This is a genomic window from Agromyces cerinus subsp. cerinus, from assembly GCF_900142065.1.
GTDB classification, from domain to species: Bacteria; Actinomycetota; Actinomycetes; order Actinomycetales; family Microbacteriaceae; genus Agromyces; species Agromyces cerinus.
This window is the reverse complement of sequence record NZ_FSRJ01000001.1, coordinates 982,329-996,847: the sequence shown is the minus strand read 5'-3', so window position 1 is coordinate 996,847 and position 14,519 is coordinate 982,329. Positions and strand designations below refer to the sequence as shown.

Annotated in this window: 19 protein-coding genes; 6 read left to right on the top strand and 13 right to left on the bottom strand. The window is 65.8% G+C overall.

The genetic code is table 11. The annotated features are described in order from the left end of the window. Positions 1 to 44: 44 nt before the first annotated feature. Positions 45 to 584, bottom strand: a complete 540-nt coding sequence (locus BUR99_RS04550) for a dihydrofolate reductase family protein (protein ID WP_159440949.1) — start codon at positions 582 to 584, stop codon at positions 45 to 47. A gap of 10 nt (positions 585 to 594) precedes the next feature. After that, entirely contained in the window at positions 595 to 1,401 is an 807-nt protein-coding gene (locus BUR99_RS04545; protein WP_074259108.1) for an alpha/beta fold hydrolase, read from the bottom strand. Between the two features lie 81 nt (positions 1,402 to 1,482). Here BUR99_RS04545 and BUR99_RS04540 point away from each other — a divergent pair, with 81 nt between their 5' ends. After that, the gene (locus tag BUR99_RS04540) at positions 1,483 to 2,097 is read left to right on the top strand and encodes a TetR/AcrR family transcriptional regulator (RefSeq protein WP_074259107.1); all 615 of its coding nucleotides are present in this window, start codon (positions 1,483 to 1,485) and stop codon (positions 2,095 to 2,097) included. A 123-nt stretch (positions 2,098 to 2,220) separates the two neighbouring features. On the opposite strand, the gene BUR99_RS04535 is transcribed toward BUR99_RS04540, so the two are convergent. The 4 genes from BUR99_RS04535 to bsh form a co-directional block, all read right to left on the bottom strand. Next, the gene (locus BUR99_RS04535; protein WP_074259106.1) at positions 2,221 to 2,754 is read right to left on the bottom strand and encodes a 2'-5' RNA ligase family protein; all 534 of its coding nucleotides are present in this window, start codon (positions 2,752 to 2,754) and stop codon (positions 2,221 to 2,223) included. Positions 2,755 to 2,805: 51 nt separating this feature from the next. After that, a complete protein-coding gene (locus BUR99_RS04530) occupies positions 2,806 to 4,218 on the bottom strand; it encodes a permease prefix domain 1-containing protein (RefSeq protein WP_074259105.1) in 1,413 nt (470 codons plus the stop codon). A 3-nt stretch (positions 4,219 to 4,221) separates the two neighbouring features. Beyond that, positions 4,222 to 4,590 carry a PadR family transcriptional regulator gene (locus BUR99_RS04525; protein WP_074259104.1) on the bottom strand — a complete coding sequence of 123 codons (369 nt, stop codon included), beginning with the start codon at positions 4,588 to 4,590 and terminating at the stop codon, positions 4,222 to 4,224. Between the two features lie 120 nt (positions 4,591 to 4,710). Next, positions 4,711 to 5,796 (bottom strand): choloylglycine hydrolase, encoded by a 1,086-nt coding sequence (bsh, locus tag BUR99_RS04520; RefSeq protein ID WP_327077881.1) that lies wholly within the window; start codon positions 5,794 to 5,796, stop codon positions 4,711 to 4,713. A 47-nt stretch (positions 5,797 to 5,843) separates the two neighbouring features. Here bsh and BUR99_RS04515 point away from each other — a divergent pair, with 47 nt between their 5' ends. Next, positions 5,844 to 6,071 carry an RNA-binding S4 domain-containing protein gene (locus BUR99_RS04515; protein WP_074259102.1) on the top strand — a complete coding sequence of 76 codons (228 nt, stop codon included), beginning with the start codon at positions 5,844 to 5,846 and terminating at the stop codon, positions 6,069 to 6,071. An 84-nt stretch (positions 6,072 to 6,155) separates the two neighbouring features. Here the strand turns inward: BUR99_RS04515 and BUR99_RS04510 are convergent, their stop codons facing one another. The 3 genes from BUR99_RS04510 to BUR99_RS04500 form a co-directional block, all read right to left on the bottom strand. Continuing rightward, complete coding sequence (locus BUR99_RS04510; RefSeq protein ID WP_074259101.1) at positions 6,156 to 6,713, bottom strand: dihydrofolate reductase family protein; 558 nt, start codon at positions 6,711 to 6,713, stop codon at positions 6,156 to 6,158. Between the two features lie 185 nt (positions 6,714 to 6,898). Further along, positions 6,899 to 7,684 (bottom strand): maleylpyruvate isomerase N-terminal domain-containing protein, encoded by a 786-nt coding sequence (locus BUR99_RS04505; protein WP_074259100.1) that lies wholly within the window; start codon positions 7,682 to 7,684, stop codon positions 6,899 to 6,901. Between the two features lie 181 nt (positions 7,685 to 7,865). Beyond that, complete coding sequence (locus BUR99_RS04500; RefSeq protein ID WP_074259099.1) at positions 7,866 to 8,336, bottom strand: nuclear transport factor 2 family protein; 471 nt, start codon at positions 8,334 to 8,336, stop codon at positions 7,866 to 7,868. A gap of 582 nt (positions 8,337 to 8,918) precedes the next feature. Between BUR99_RS04500 and BUR99_RS04495 the strand changes: the two genes are divergently transcribed. Further along, on the top strand, positions 8,919 to 9,452 hold the full coding sequence (locus tag BUR99_RS04495) for a P-loop nucleotide/nucleoside kinase family protein (protein WP_159440948.1): 534 nt from the start codon (positions 8,919 to 8,921) through the stop codon (positions 9,450 to 9,452). A gap of 60 nt (positions 9,453 to 9,512) precedes the next feature. Here the strand turns inward: BUR99_RS04495 and BUR99_RS04490 are convergent, their stop codons facing one another. Further along, the gene (locus BUR99_RS04490; RefSeq protein WP_143231437.1) at positions 9,513 to 9,809 is read right to left on the bottom strand and encodes a hypothetical protein; all 297 of its coding nucleotides are present in this window, start codon (positions 9,807 to 9,809) and stop codon (positions 9,513 to 9,515) included. Positions 9,810 to 9,886: 77 nt separating this feature from the next. Continuing rightward, positions 9,887 to 10,273 (bottom strand): DUF2510 domain-containing protein, encoded by a 387-nt coding sequence (locus BUR99_RS04485; RefSeq protein ID WP_074259097.1) that lies wholly within the window; start codon positions 10,271 to 10,273, stop codon positions 9,887 to 9,889. A 217-nt stretch (positions 10,274 to 10,490) separates the two neighbouring features. On the opposite strand from BUR99_RS04485, the gene BUR99_RS04480 reads away from it, so the two are divergent. The 3 genes from BUR99_RS04480 to BUR99_RS04470 all read left to right on the top strand — a co-directional run bounded on the left by BUR99_RS04480 (position 10,491) and on the right by BUR99_RS04470 (position 12,728). After that, positions 10,491 to 11,708, top strand: a complete 1,218-nt coding sequence (locus BUR99_RS04480) for a sensor histidine kinase (protein ID WP_074259096.1) — start codon at positions 10,491 to 10,493, stop codon at positions 11,706 to 11,708. Continuing rightward, positions 11,705 to 12,358 carry a response regulator gene (locus BUR99_RS04475; RefSeq protein WP_074259095.1) on the top strand — a complete coding sequence of 218 codons (654 nt, stop codon included), beginning with the start codon at positions 11,705 to 11,707 and terminating at the stop codon, positions 12,356 to 12,358. Before BUR99_RS04480 ends, BUR99_RS04475 begins: the two co-directional genes overlap by 4 nt. Before the next feature lie 151 nt (positions 12,359 to 12,509). Further along, entirely contained in the window at positions 12,510 to 12,728 is a 219-nt protein-coding gene (locus BUR99_RS04470) for a hypothetical protein (protein ID WP_074259094.1), read from the top strand. 347 nt (positions 12,729 to 13,075) lie between these two features. On the opposite strand, the gene BUR99_RS04460 is transcribed toward BUR99_RS04470, so the two are convergent. Both BUR99_RS04460 and BUR99_RS04455 read right to left on the bottom strand, forming a co-directional pair. After that, positions 13,076 to 13,681 carry a dihydrofolate reductase family protein gene (locus BUR99_RS04460; protein ID WP_074259092.1) on the bottom strand — a complete coding sequence of 202 codons (606 nt, stop codon included), beginning with the start codon at positions 13,679 to 13,681 and terminating at the stop codon, positions 13,076 to 13,078. Continuing rightward, entirely contained in the window at positions 13,678 to 14,517 is an 840-nt protein-coding gene (locus tag BUR99_RS04455; protein ID WP_074259091.1) for a metalloregulator ArsR/SmtB family transcription factor, read from the bottom strand. The genes BUR99_RS04460 and BUR99_RS04455 overlap by 4 nt, the downstream gene beginning before the upstream one ends. Positions 14,518 to 14,519 lie beyond the last annotated feature (2 nt).

The window sequence follows — 14,519 nt, the reverse complement described above, 5'->3', positions numbered from 1 at the left end:
TGCTCAGTGTTCGTGCTTCGTATTCGTGCTTCGTGTTCGGTGCTTCAGTGCCGCGCGCTCGGGCGGTGCACGCTGAGCTGCACGCCGCGTTCGAGGGTGCGGGATTCGACGAGCTCGAGGTCGGCACGTGGCCCGTCGTAGGTGTCGAACAGTCGTCGACCCTCGCCGAGCACCACCGGGTGGGTGAGCAGGCGAAGCTCGTCGAGCAGGCCGTGGGCGATCAGGGATTCGACGAGGCGGATGCTCCCGGCCACGGTGATGCGCCCTTCACCAGTCGCCTTCAGCGCTGCGAGCTCGTCGAACCGGGTCACCTCGGTGTTGCGCCAGGTCGGCGAGTCGAGCGTGCTCGAGACGACGACCTTCGGCATCGCGTTCAGCTGGCGGGCGAGTGGCACGTCGTCGCTGCGATTCGGCCACGAGTCGGCGAACACCTCGTACGTGCGGCGCCCGAGCAGCAGAGCGGTTGCCTCGCCCTGTTCGCGTTGCACCTCGGCGAGCATCTCCTCACCCACCCAGGGGAAGTGCCAGGTCTCCGGCGCTTCGACGACGAGGTCGAGGCTCGCGAAGAGTTCGGCGGTGATCATCCTGTTCATGTCACGCACTCACAGCCATGGCGCGGAGCACGGGAGCGACCGCATCTGCAGGAAGCTGGTGGTCGCCCCCGGGCACGATGACGAGCTCACTGCCGGGCACGACATCGGCGAAGGCTGCAGCGCCGGTCCTGATGGACGGGAACGTCGATTCGCCGACCAGGACCGTGACGGGAACCGGGATCGGCACGAAGCGGTCGAGTGCGGCGAGATCGCCGGCCATGGTGCCGCCCATGATGCGCGCGTCGTATCGAAGCGTACCGGCGAACGGCTCCACCGCCGCGATGAACGGTGATGCCATCATCTGATCGACCATCTCCGAGGGCAGCCCGACCGCCTTCAGGGAGAAGTAGCGGAGCGCGCCGAGTCGATCGCCGTCCGCGGCGAAGGCATCGAGCCTCGCGATGTAGTCGGCCGGGATCGGCGGACGGGCGTCGTCGACGATGAACGGCGGCTCGAAGGCGGCGACCGCAGCTACCGGCACACCGGCGAGGGCGGCCTCGAGGGCGAGGACGGCGCCAGAGGACTCGCCGAGCAGGATCGCGGTGCCGCCGGCATGCTCGAGGAGCGCGGCGATGTCGTCGATCTCACGTTGGACGGCATATGTGTGGGCGTCGCCGCTTTCGCCACGACCGCGACGGTCGTAGGTGATGACGCGAAGCCCGCCGGTCGCGGCGAGGGCTGCGGCGCTGGGGGAGATGGCGCGGTACGCGGTCGCACCGTGCACGAGGATCACCGCCGGGGCATCGGTCGGGCCGAGGTCGTCGAATGCGATCTGCGTGCCATCTGCCGAGTGGACGAACTGGGTCATGAGAATCTTCCTCCTGTGAACGGTACCGTTCAGTACGGTACTGAGTGGTACAGTACTGACAGGTACCGGAGGAGTCAAGCCATGAACACCAATCCACGGGTCGAGGCGACTCGCGCTCGCATCTTGAACGCCGCGTTGGACGCATTCGTCCTCGACGGATACACGGGCGCGAGCACCGATGTGATCGCCGCAACGGCAGCAGCATCGAAGCAGACCGTCTACAAGTACTTCGGCGACAAGGAGGGGCTGTTCCGGGCGCTGATCTCCGATGTCGTCGACCGGGTGCACGACTCGATCGTGCGCCTCGACATCGACGCCTACGACGACGGGGAAGCGGTCGTGCGGGCACTTGCCCGACTCCTGAGCGCCTCGGTGCTCGATCGTCGGGTGCAACGATTCCGCCGACTCGTCATCGCCGAAGCTGCACGCTTCCCCGACATCGGCCGCGCCTACTACGAAGGGGCGTTCGAGCTCACCCTCGGCCACATGGCCGATCTGCTCGCCAGCGCGAGCGAGCGCGGCTGGCTGCACGTCGACGATCCGCGAATCGCGGCGAATCACCTGGCCGGTCTGCTGCTCTGGATCCCGAGCAACCGCATCATGATGACCGGGCGGTTCGACGCGATCACCGAAGCTGAGGTCGAGTCAGGGTTGGAATCCGGCGTCCGCGTCTTCTTGGCGGCGTATCGGGACTGACCTCGTGCGGGGAGCGCTGGCGGGGCCTGGTGTTCTTCCGCGCTACGAGGGCCGTCGCCTGAGTCGGTCCCGACATTTCGCGGCTGCTTCATCGACCGGTGGCGACCGAGCCGCACCGCATCGCTATCGGGTGCGACCGAGACTCACTCGTTCGACGACCTGCCAAGATCCTGGTTCCCTCGATCCCGCCATGAGGCTGAGAGACGCGACTCTCGTCGTGAGCGGAAGCCGAGGACGAATCGCATTCGCCGCAGCACGCATGAGTTCCGGATCGCCTCCATCGCCGATGGTCACATGAGGGATCACGTCGTCGTGTGCCCCGCCGTATGGGGAGCACTCGGGAAACGCGTCGACCACCTGGCGGATAAGGCGCTCGAACTTCTCCGGTTGCGACGGTGCGAGCCAGACCACCTGATCGGCGAACCAACCGAAATCGTCGAAGACGGCATCGAACGGGCTCACCTTCATCGCCAGGTCTTCGAGCCTCGACAGCGTGGTGTGATTCACCTCAGCCGGTCGCACGAACGGGTAGAGCATGGTGAGATGCGCCGGCATTCCCCACGCCCGGGAGGGGTCGAGCGCCTTCCGGTGGTCATCGAGGACCTCGTCGAACTCCGAGAGCTCGACAACGATCGCACTTTCGCGCTCGGCTGCCATGCACCAATCATCGCCTATGCCGTCGCTCGAGCAGGCTGCGGCCGAGGGGGGTCACGCGAAGTCGAACATCGGCGGGAAGGCGAACACCAGGATCGCCGCCCAGGCGAGGTAGACCGGGAGGTACGCGGTCTGCCACGACTCGACACGACCGAATGGCACGCGCCGACGCACGAAGCCGATCTGCAGCCAAGTGGCCCACGCGAGGTTGGCGAGAAGGATGAGGTTCAGCCCGAGTGACGCCGTCTTGTTCGCGCTGAATCCGAACTCGCCCGTGCGGGCGATCATCGCGACGAGCACGATGACATCGACGACGAGCGCTGCCACGAGCATGAGCACCTGCAGGCGATCGAACCAGCCGGGGGCAAGCGCGGGGTCGCGCGCCGAGATCGCGTACACGAGGAGCGCGACGACCACGACGAGCACGAGGTCGAAGGCGATGAGCAGCTCACGGCTGCCGCCGACGAGGTTCCACTGCATGACGGATGCCACGATGAGTGCAAGCATCATGAGCGTGAAGAGCGGAGTGAACACCTTCGTGAGCACCGGGGCGATGTTCTCGATGACGCGTTGCTTCGCGCCGACGAGCCAGGCGGAGACGAGCACCGCGCCCGCAGCCCCGCACGGCAGCACCCACTCGACGATGAACGGCGCGATGTCGACCTGGATCGACGCGAACACCGCGACGGTGAGCCCGCTCAGGGCGCCGCCCACGATCGCGATGAGCACGTAGTAGACGAGCCACTCACCGCTGAAACGCAGGAAGTCCATCCGAGTACGGTCGCTCCGCCAGGCACCGCCTGCGTCGACGATGCCCGTGACGAGCCAGAGTGCGACGATCGAGCCGATGGTCGCGAGCACCGCGGTGGCGGAGTTCTGCGTCGCGACCGTGACGGTCGAGGATCCTCCGTCGAACGGGTAGAGGTTCAGTGCGAGCGCCACGAGCGCGAAGGTCGCGGCGACGCCGAGCAGCGTGCCGATCGGCGGTCGCCGCCGCCAGGCGAACCATGCGGCCAGGAATGGCAGTACGAGGACGGCGATGTTCCGGAAGACGAGTTCCGGATCGCCGGTGAGCAGCTCGGTCGCCTTCACCGCGATCCCGGCGCCGACACCGAGCAGGAGGGCGATCGTGAGCCCGTTTGCGCGCCGCACGAACGGCATCGTGCCGTCCGAGGCATCCGTGCCCTCGGAGTCCGACGAGTCGTGGAGCACGAGCTGCTTCCACAGCCGACCCGAATGCTCGGCTGCATACTCGCGCGAGAGCTCGTCCATGCTGCCGAGGCGCTTGACCGCGATGAGGAACGCCTCGTCGTCGGTGAGCCCTGCTGCTGAGAGGGCGTCGACGCGATCGCGCAGGTGCGATTCGAGTTCGTCGACGTCACGGATGCTCAGGGCGTCGCGCCGCTCGATCCAGTCGCGCCACGAGGCGATGAGCTCGTCGAGGTGCGGGGCGTCTTCGGTGGTCATCGTTCAGCCCAACCCGAGTGCGAGGCGCGGCTGTCGGTTGTCGCCGTCGCCGGGCCAGACCTGGTCGAGCACGCCACCGACGATCGACCACTGCCGACGATGGTCGGCCAGCGTCGACGCGCCCTGGGCGCTCAGGCGATAGTGCTTGCGCGGCCGGCCGCCGGATGACTGACGCCACTCGGATTCGACGTGCCCGAGTCGCTCGAGCCGATGCAGCAGGGGATAGAGCATGCCGTCGCTCCACTCGAGCTCACCGGCCGAAAGCTCGGTGATCCGCTGCAGGATGGCGTACCCGTACGACTCGCCCTCGGCGAGGATCCCGAGGACCACCGGGGTGGCGGCTGCGGCCACCAGGTCTTTGCCGATACGCACGCGTGCTCCGATCGCGGCTCAGGGGATACCTTGAACATCTAGATACCTAGAGCTGCAAGGTATCACCCCAAGGCGCTCAACGCCACTGTGCGGATCGGCCCGTCTCGGGCTCCGCCGAGCTCAGTTCTGCATGTGCACCTGCTGGCCTTTGATCAGCGGGTATGAAGCAAGCGCGTTTCCGTCGAGGTCCTCCTTGTGCATGTCGACACCGCTCACTTGGCTGTTCTCGTAGGTCGTGTAGTAGTAGATGCCCTTGTCGGTGTTGCAGCACGACGAGTAGATCGTGATCTCGAACTTCCCGGGGGAGACCTCGACGCATCCCCGCTGCTGCGCAACCGACCCCAGGATCTGGAGGAACTGACTGATCGACTCCGACTCGGAGTCGCCCGACACCGAGTTCATCTTCGTGAAGGCCGCCTTGACGAAGCGAGATGCCGAAGACAGGTCTCCGGGGAGGCCGATCGCGCCCATTCCCCGGCTGTAGACGTCGAATTGCAGTTCGTCCGAGAAGTTCGTTTCGGGCGGGTTCTTCGACAGGTGCATGTAGTTGTTCAAGTTGAAGGACTGGATGTCGAAGGTCGGGTTGTTGGTGAGCACCCCGACGGGGTTGTCGTAGACCTTCAGCCCGTCCCTCACGCTCTCGACCGTGATGGATGTCGTTCTGTCGGAGATGATCCAGTGCAAGGGGGAGAGCGGGAAGGCGTCGCTGAAATCGATCTTCACGAGGTTCAGCGCCGAGAGGGCCGTCCTCACCTCGTCCACGGTCTCGAACTGCCCGAGGATCCAAGGGATGAACTCGAACGGAGTGATGTTCGTCTTGCCGTCCGCTTCGGGCTTGTAGTCGGCGTTCTCCGGGAAGTTGAGCCCTGCCATACTGAGGCCCTTCTCGTTCGTCGCGTCGTAATACAGCGGATAGCCGTCCGCGATGGTCGCCATCCCGATGATCGCGTGATGCGTCACGAGCGCAGGCGCCTTGCGGAACTCGAACGGGAAGTTCCGGGGTGTGATGGTGACCGTCTCGTTGTATGAGAACTCGAGGTCGAGATTTCGTCCGAAGTAGTGATCCCGCGTGGTGTAGCTCAGTCCGGTGCACATGAAAGCCCCCGCTCTCTGTGTTGTCGATCCGTTGATCGGTGGGCGCAACGCTAACCGGGGGAGCGATGCGCGGCCACCCCTTGCGCATTCGCCTGACCCGTGGGCACGCAACCGTGTTCGGGCAAGCTCGCATCCACCGGGTCCGCTAACATTCGGGCATGACGAACCCGGCTCCGATCGAAGACGTCCCCATCGGCGGTGAGGTCATCCGCCTTGGGCAGTTCGTGAAGTTCGCTGGGCTCCTCGACTCCGGTGGAGACGTGAAAGAGGCGATCATCGACGGCGAAGTGGCCGTGAACGGCGAGGTCGATCGACGACGCGGGCGGCAGTTGCAGCTCGGCGACATCGTCAGCTTCGACGGACGCAGGGTTCGCGTGTGCCCGTGAGGATGCCGCGGCGAAACGGCGGGGTCAGCTGACACGACCCAGTACCCATCCACGCATGCTCGCGGGGGAGCGGCATCGTTTTGCTCATGTGGGCCGGTATCGCATGGCGACCGCCCCCGACCGGAACTCATGGCGATCCACGAGCTCGAGCTGGATGCGCTCGCGCAGGCCGGCGAGCAACGTCGGCCCGCGTCCGGCAAGGACCGGCTGCACGAGGAACTCGTACTCGTCGATCAGTCCAAGATCAGCCAGCGCCAGGGGGAGCGTCACGCCACCGACCCACAGGCCCTCGCCTGGCTCCTGCTTGAGCCGCTGAACCGCCTGCCCCAAGTCGCCTCGTACCAGCTCGGCATTCCAATCGACTCCGCTCAGCGTGCTCGACACGACGTACTTCCTCGCCCGGTCGATGGTCTCGGCGAACGGCATCTGCCACTCATCCATCCAGTCAGGCCACCTGTCCATGGCAGGCTTCCGCCACGCCGACTCCATCATCTTGTAGGTCACCCGGCCGAACATTAGGGCATCGGCTCGCTCCATCTCAGCGGTCCAGTAGCGCATCGACTCCTCGTCCGGAGGGAGCCCTGCCTCGTGATGGCAGCACCCGTCGAGCGTGACGTTGATCGAGTAGCGAAGTGGTCTCATCTCAGTGCTCTCCCTTGATGCGCAGCGCGTTCTCGCCGGACCGACGGTCAGCCAGACCGCCTCTTCGTTGAACCGCTCATGGGCCGAGGATAGTCAGCCTCGCCGTCTCACGGCAGTGTCGGCGCACGAATCCGGATGCACACACCCGCCGAGTGTGTGTGCACGAGATCGCCTGTCGTCGGTTGTCACACGGACGGGTCCCAGGCTGCGAGCCGATCGAAGATACGACGGTCGCCTTCGAACTCAAGCGAATCCAGCGGTATGCGGCCGTAGAAGAACAGGACCAGGTCGCTGGCCGTGCCCCGGGCGGAGGCGTCGGCCGTGTCGGGGTCCTCGCCGGCAGCGGGCGCGAGGTGGGCGACTTGTGCTCCGTTGTGGGACAGCCGGAGGCGCCAGGATTGGCCCTCGGTGGCGTGGTAATCGACGATGGCGGGTTCGTATGGCCAGGCGACCGTCGTCGCGCAGAGGGTGAACTGGCAGTCGTCGAAGCCGTCGAGGGCGATCCGCTCCGGTACCGGCTGCGGGACACCCCCAGTGAGCTGGACGTCGTAGGTGTGCACCGCGATCTCGTGGAGCTGCCGCCGCGCCCAAGCCCCGGAGGTCTGCGGTGCCGGCGAATCCGCCCACCAGGTCCAGCAACCGCGATCCGGACCCGCCTCGCGCAGCACATTCGCCAGGTGTTCGACGGACTCGACCCACCAGGCCAGGAGGGCCTCGCGCTCCCGAGGTGCACCCGTGCCGCCTCCCCATACGGACTCCTCCGGCGGACCGTCCGCGGGCCCGGCGGCGACGATGGCGGCTGCCTTGCGGCGACCCATGCCCACGTGCTCCACGTGATCGAACAGCGTCCGCGCAGGATGGGTCGCCATCCGAACGTCGAGGCTGGGTGCCGCGGCCACCGCAGCGCGGAAGGCGGCCGACCTTTCGTCGATCAGCCGCAGCTGATCATGGAACGTGAGAATCTTGTGCACCCCGCCGTTCTACCACCGTGCTGTGAGAACCGGACAGCGATTGTCGCAGCCGACGTGGTGAGCTCGGCCGCGCCAGATCCCGTCTCGCGCCGACGGGGGAGCGGTGTGCGGTCGCGAGATTGCCGACGGGAGTCGCAATTGCGCTTCGGGCGGGACCTGGAGCGCGTGGCCCTCGCGAAACTCAGGCCGTCGACGCCGACGGTCGGGCCGTGGGGATCTCGGAGCCTTCCGCACCGTCTTGCCAGATGATGGCACTGATCCGCCAACCAGCTACCGTACGCACGAAGTGAGCTGCTTTTCGGCCCCAGCCGTCGGCCGACCGGCCATCCAGGGTGCCTGATTTGCTGTACAGGCTCCAACGCTGCGCGATGTCTCCGAAGATCCGCATCTCAGCGGTGACTTCCCGTTCGGAGAATCCCAGCAGACGCCCGCTGTTCAAGAGTGCCTCCCGCGGTTCGATGAAGCTCTCGACGTCATACCGATTGGCCACACCGTTCGCAGCAACCGCAATGATGGTGGCGCCGGGAAGGAACAGCTCTCGCAGCTCTGCGAGGTCGACCGGCTTCAGATCGGATGAGGAGAACGCGGCGAAGAAGGCGTATGCGATCGAGTCAAGCTCCATCTCGTCCCGTGCCAGTTGAGTAGTGGGCATTCGACCTCCAACCTGTAGCGGGTGACATGTTACCAACTTCGGGGTCGTGTGATATCTGCTCGGCGATCCCATCTGCAGAACCCGGCCAATCCTCTGACTGCACCCCAACCCGCGGGCATGCGGAACGACCCCGCCATCGGTGACCTCCCACCGACAAGGAACTCCACGATGGCGAGCTCGAGCGAGCCAGATCCCGCATTCCTGCAGATAGGGGATACACTTTCCGACATAATGTGCATTATCGGCTACCTCACCGGAGCTCCATCGAACGCTCAACCAATGCGACAGCATGTTCCCCGGAGAAGCACCATCAAACGCAAACCGACCGCACCTGCTGTCCCATGCGATCCGCTGCGTCGTTGCGTCAGTGAGAATGAGCCTAGGGAAAGATACGAATACCTCAGTTTCCGGCTCGGGCGCTAGATACTCGAGACGCTTCGTCGACACGTCGTCGAGATGGCCGGCTTGCCGAGGGTCTCGCCATTCAGTGTTACGAGCTGGAGCGCTCCTGGTTCACCCCAGGAAGCGGACTGCATTATCCGTTTTCGTGCGCTGAGCAGACGCTGCATCTACGCTCGAATCGTGATCGACTTCCTGATTGTTGTGAACGGCGTTCCGGGTGCGGGCAAGACGACACTGGCCGGTTCGCTCGCTCGAGAACTCGCGGTTCCTCTGATCGCGAAGGATGCGATCAAGGAGGCCCTCAGCGACGCGATGAACGTCTCGCTGCCGACATCGCAGCTGGGAGCGGTCGCCGCTGAGAACCTCTGGGCGATCGCAAGGATGCTCAGCGGAACGGTGATCGTCGAATCCTTCTGGGCGGCAGGTCGAGACGACTCGCATTTTCGTCGCGGCTTCGAGGCCCTGGGGGCACCGCGCGGCGTCGAGATCTGGTGCCATACATCGCTGGATATTGCACGGGAGCGATTCCTCACGCGTGATCGCCACGCTGCGCATGCCGATGCTGGGCGCCTTCCAGAGTGGGAGCTGCTCAGCTCATCCGCAGCTCCCATCACAGGCCTGCCCGTGATATCGGTCGAGACGACCACGGCGGTGGACGTGCCGCCATTGGCGGGGACACTGAGGGAGTACATCGCGCCCGGGGCGTTGAGTTGATCACAGATGTGGCGATTGATCATCTCTCGCTTCAGAAACGGTCGGACGTAGTCCAGGACGTCAATTGTCGATGAACAGGACGCCGCCGAGGTAAGCCCACTCCCGGAGAAACGCAGTTGCAAGCGCGAAGCCGAGTTGCTCGCCGTCGTCGCTGAAACTGATCCGAACAGCGAGGTCGACGCCTTCCGTCGGAAGTGCGATCGACTGATCCTTTGCTGCATGCGCGACGGATTCCAGCAGGCGATCGTGTTCGTGCTGTCGAACCCGCCAGTCCTCTCCCGGCACCCGGATCGCGTCGGCGAGATGGAGTATCCGATGGGTGTGCCCGCTTCGAGGCCGATCGAGTCGGCCGGTCACACCGAGTTCTCTTGCTCGGGCCTCGCTCTCGAACGTGTACGTGGCCGAGACGAGCAGACAGGGCCCTCGTTCGCCCATCACGACTTTTCCGAAGGCCAGATCAGCCGTTGGAAGGTTGCCGGAATGTCGAAGTGGTGAACGGCAATCGCCATCACGATGAAGATCACGTCGAGGAATCCGCAGACGGCCACGATCCCCCACAAGAACGGATGCATCGTCAGCGCGAACACGATCCCGACGACTACGAGCGCAGAGCAGAACACGACGTTGATCACCGAGCCGCGACGTCCGAGGGGACCGAGCAGGAAGTCTCTGCGAACCTCGGTCGTGATCATGGTTCTGGCGAGTTTGAACTCGGTCTCCGACCAGTTGCTTCCGTCCCACCATCGCAGCATGTCGCCGGCCAGCGGGTCGACGTACCAACCCGGCGCGGCTGAGTCGTGCGGCGGTGGAAGCGGATGCATGAACGAGATGATGGCAGATCGGCGTGGCCCGCGGAAGCACTGAGGCCGCTGAGAGCACTCCCCGCGCGGTGTCCTCCTTCGGGACGAGATTGCCGGTTCGTCTGGAGGACATCGCGTTGTGGTTGATTCCGGAGCCGCGACCGGGCCATACGTTTGCCCTGTGGATCTGAAATCGTCGCGACCGAGCTGGCTCCTTCTCCTTGCACCTGCTGCCGGAGTGGCCTACATCGTCCTGTGGTGGATCGCGGAGGCCGGACGCCTCGGGAATGCCCCGCTGGGGCCGATCGTGACCGTGCTGCCGTTCATCGCGTTCGGTCTCGCGATCGCGATCTCGCAGAGGTGGCCGGCCGTGGCCTTGGGCCTGATCGGTGCGGTTCTCGTGCTGCAACTGCTGGTGGAGAGCGCGAGATTCGGCAGCACCAGTTGGCCGGCGTATCTGCCGCTGCTGTACGCGATGTTCAACATCAGCGCCTTCGGCAGCGTCATCGTGCATTGGGTCTCGCTGCCCGTCGCCGTCGTCTACGCGGTGACCGTGACCCTGCTCCTGACCCTCCGTAGCTTCGGCGCAGCCGAGTGGCCGGTGCTGTACTCGCCGCAGTCCGCCCGCGACTATCAGCTCGGCGGCGAGTTCGAGGTCGTCGGAATGTTCGCTGCGGTTTGCGTGATCGCGGTCGGGCTCGCTGTCGGCGCGTGGTGCGCCGGGCTTGCCATGCGCATGGCCAGGCAGGCGATCGCCGTGCGCCGACATGCGCAGGCACTCGAACGCGATCTCGCGGTGGTCGAAGTCGAGTTGGTCGCCCTGTCGGAACGCGAGCAACTCGCCCAGGAGGTGCACGATGTGATGGCGCATTCGCTCGCTGTGATCGCCGCCCAGGCCGACGGCACGCGAATGACGGATGACTCGCTCTCGACGAGCTCGCGGAACGCGCTGAGCACGATCGCGGACACGGCCCGCGATGGGTTGACCGAACTCCGCCAGCTCCTGGACTCGGGCCCCGTACTCGGAGAAGCGGAACGTCCGAAGATCACCGATCTGCAAGCACTGCTGGATCGAGTACGTGCCGCGGGGATCGCCTGCGTGCACGCCGAGTTCGGCGAGAGCAAGCCGCTGTCCCCCATCCAACAGCTGAGCGTCTTCCGGATCGTGCAGGAGGCACTCACGAACGCGGTCCGGCACGCCGACACCGACGGCTCCACGACGGTCACGTTGGACTGGAGGGGGCCCGGTCTGGCGCTCATGATCGCGACACCGGCCTCCATGACGGGTGCGACTCGCCCGGGGCGCGGAATCCGTGGCATGCAGGAACGCGCGCAGATCGCCGGCGGCTGGCTCACCGCCTCCGTCGACGAGGGGGACGCGTTCATCGTCAACGCGTTCATCCCGGTCGACGAGCCCGCGAGGCCCACGAGACCTGAGATCGAGGCCGCCGTATGAGTGAACGCATCCGCGTCGCCATCGCAGACGACCATGTGCTGTTCTGCGCGGGCATCGAGATGATCATCCGGTCTCAACCGGACCTCGAGTTCGCCGGCACCGCGCACGACGGTGACGACGTCGTCACCCTTGCCGCGGAGGTGCACCCCGACGTCATCCTCATGGACATCCGCATGCCGAAGACCGACGGCATCACCGCCACCCGGAGAGTGCTGGTCGACTCCCCCGACTCACGAGTCATCGTGCTCACGACGCACCAGCGTCAGGAGGCGGTCGCGCACGCGATCGACGCCGGCGCTCACGGCTTCCTCATGAAGGACGCCAGGCCCGAACTGCTTCTGGCGGCGATTCGCACCGTGCACGAGGGGAACTCCGTCTACGCGCCCTCCACCACGCTCGCGCTCATCCGCGATCTGGCCCCCGCGGTGCGCGTCGAGCCGGACCAGCAGGCGATCGCCGCGCTGACGGCCCGAGAACGAGAGGTCTACCTCCTCGCGGCACGCGGCCTGTCGAACGCCGAGATCGCCGAATCCGCGTACATCGGCGAGACCACCGTCAAGTCGCACATCTCCAGCATCCTCGCGAAGCTCGACCTCGCCTCTCGGCTGCAGGTCGTCGCCCACGCCTACAATCACCACCTCGTCCAGTGAGGAGTCCGTCATGACCGATCCTGCGAGCGACCTGCCGCCGACCGAACCGATCGACATCAGCGCCTACCTGCCCGACCCGTACGACGAACCCTCCGGGTGATCCTCGAGACGTTGCCGATCGGAAGGGCTGGAGCAGGCCTAGACTGCCGCCATGAGCGACCTTCCTCCCGACATGGATGCGAGCGGATGGCTGACGCTCGGCATTCTCGCGGTCGTGCTCGTCGGTGGTGGCTTCATCGCAAGCTGGCTGAAGCGGCGACGCAGCACGACCTCGAGCCGGATGACCAAGCAGACCGACGCCGAAGTCGCTCGCCAGCACGCAATCGATGACGCAGAGCGACTCACGCGCAACCCGCGGGAGCGCTACTAACGCTCGACCGCCGGCTGGGGCCGAGCCCTCGGGTCAGTACGTTCGTTCGTTCAGAACGCTCGGCGAGCGGCACCGGCGGTGTGGGCCGCGGCAGTCGCTTCGCTGTGCGACCGTTCGCCGGGGATCGATGCGTCATGATCACCCGGGAGCCGTCGCGCACGTCGCGCTCGCACGACGAGGAAGACCGTGGCGCACGCGATCATGACGCCGAAACCCGCCAACCAGAACAGCAGTTCCATGCCGTTCGCCTCTCGTTGTCGTGAGCCTATTCCGTCGTCGGGCGGCACCGGAAGGTGATTTCTCGGAGGCTCAGCCGTATGGCACGGCACGGCAGGCGCCTTCGCGAGTCAGCCGTCGCTGCGCGCGCGATCGTAGGTGAGCGCGATGACGCCGTGCTCGCCGGTCACGTTGCTGCTGAGTTCCCACGTCGTGGCGGGCAGGCCCGCATCGAACAGACGCTCGCCACCCCCGAGGATCTCGGGGAACACCATGAACGAAAGCCGATCGACCCGGTCAGCGAGGAGCAGCGCCTTGATCACGCTCGCGCTTGCGAACACGACGATGTCGCCGCCCTCTTCGGCCTTCAACCGGTCGACGACGTTCTCGGCAGGCTCGTCGAAGACGCGGGTCCGGTCCCACGGCGCCTCGGTGAGCGTGCTCGACAGCACGACCTTCTCGGCGTCGCGCAGCCAGGCACCGTATGCCCGGTCACGCGGGTCCGCGTCATCCTGATCCGCGACGGCCGGCCAGTAGCTCATGAAGCCCTCGGCGTTCGTGCGGCCGAGCAGTGCCGTCGTGGCGGGCTCCCACAGCCGGGTCAGATGATCGCGCGAGACGTCGAGTGTCACGTACGGCATCGCCCAGCCGAAGTCCTGCGGACCGCCAGGACCGATGTAGGACCCGTCGATGCTGAGGCTGGTGTTGACGACGACTCGGCGTTGAGTGGAATTCATGCTTCTTCCTCACTGGTGTTCGCGTTCACCGCGACGATCGCGGCGAGATTGTCCACGCACTGGTCCCACCCGAGGCGGATGCCCGCGATGAACTCCGCTGATGGAATCGTGCTGTCGGTGATGCGCAGGCGCACCTCCAAGTCGGTCCACTCCCCCGCGTCGGCGAGCGTGTAGGTGTAGTGCGCGGTGAACGCCGAGCTGCCATCGGGCAGCAACGGGGAAAGCTCGAACTCGAGACGCTCGCTCGGCCTGACGGATTCGACGACGCCCTCGGCGCGGCCGATCGCCCCCTCTGCGCCCGTCGGATCATCGATGTCGGCGTACTCCTGCAGCAGGCGGTCACCGGGCCGCGCACCGAACTCGATGCGTGCGAGCCGAAGGTCCCTGGTCGTCCACCATTCGGCGATCAGTGCCGGGTCGGTGAGGTGGCTCCAGACCACCTCGCGGGAAGCCCGAAGCACACGACGGAACACGTATTCGCGTTCGTCCGCCCAGCCTTCGGCGGAAGCCGCTGCCGTCTCCGCGCCGATCGAGGCGATGTACTGATCGAAGGCATCGCGACCTGCTCGGTTGGTTTCAGCGTGGGCGGCCACCCTCCCCAGTTCGGCGACGACCGCGTGAAGCACCTCGGTCTGCAGCGCGTAGATGCGCCGCTGGCCCGACTTGCGCGAGATGACGAGCCCTGCGCGCTCCAACGTCTGCAAGTGCTTGCTGGCCTGAGGCTGGCGCAACCCGGTGAGCTCCCCCACGACGCCCACCGAGCGGGGGCGTTCCGCGAGGAGCTCGATGATGCGCCATCGGGCGGCGTCTGCGAGTGCCGCGAGCTGTTCGTACATGA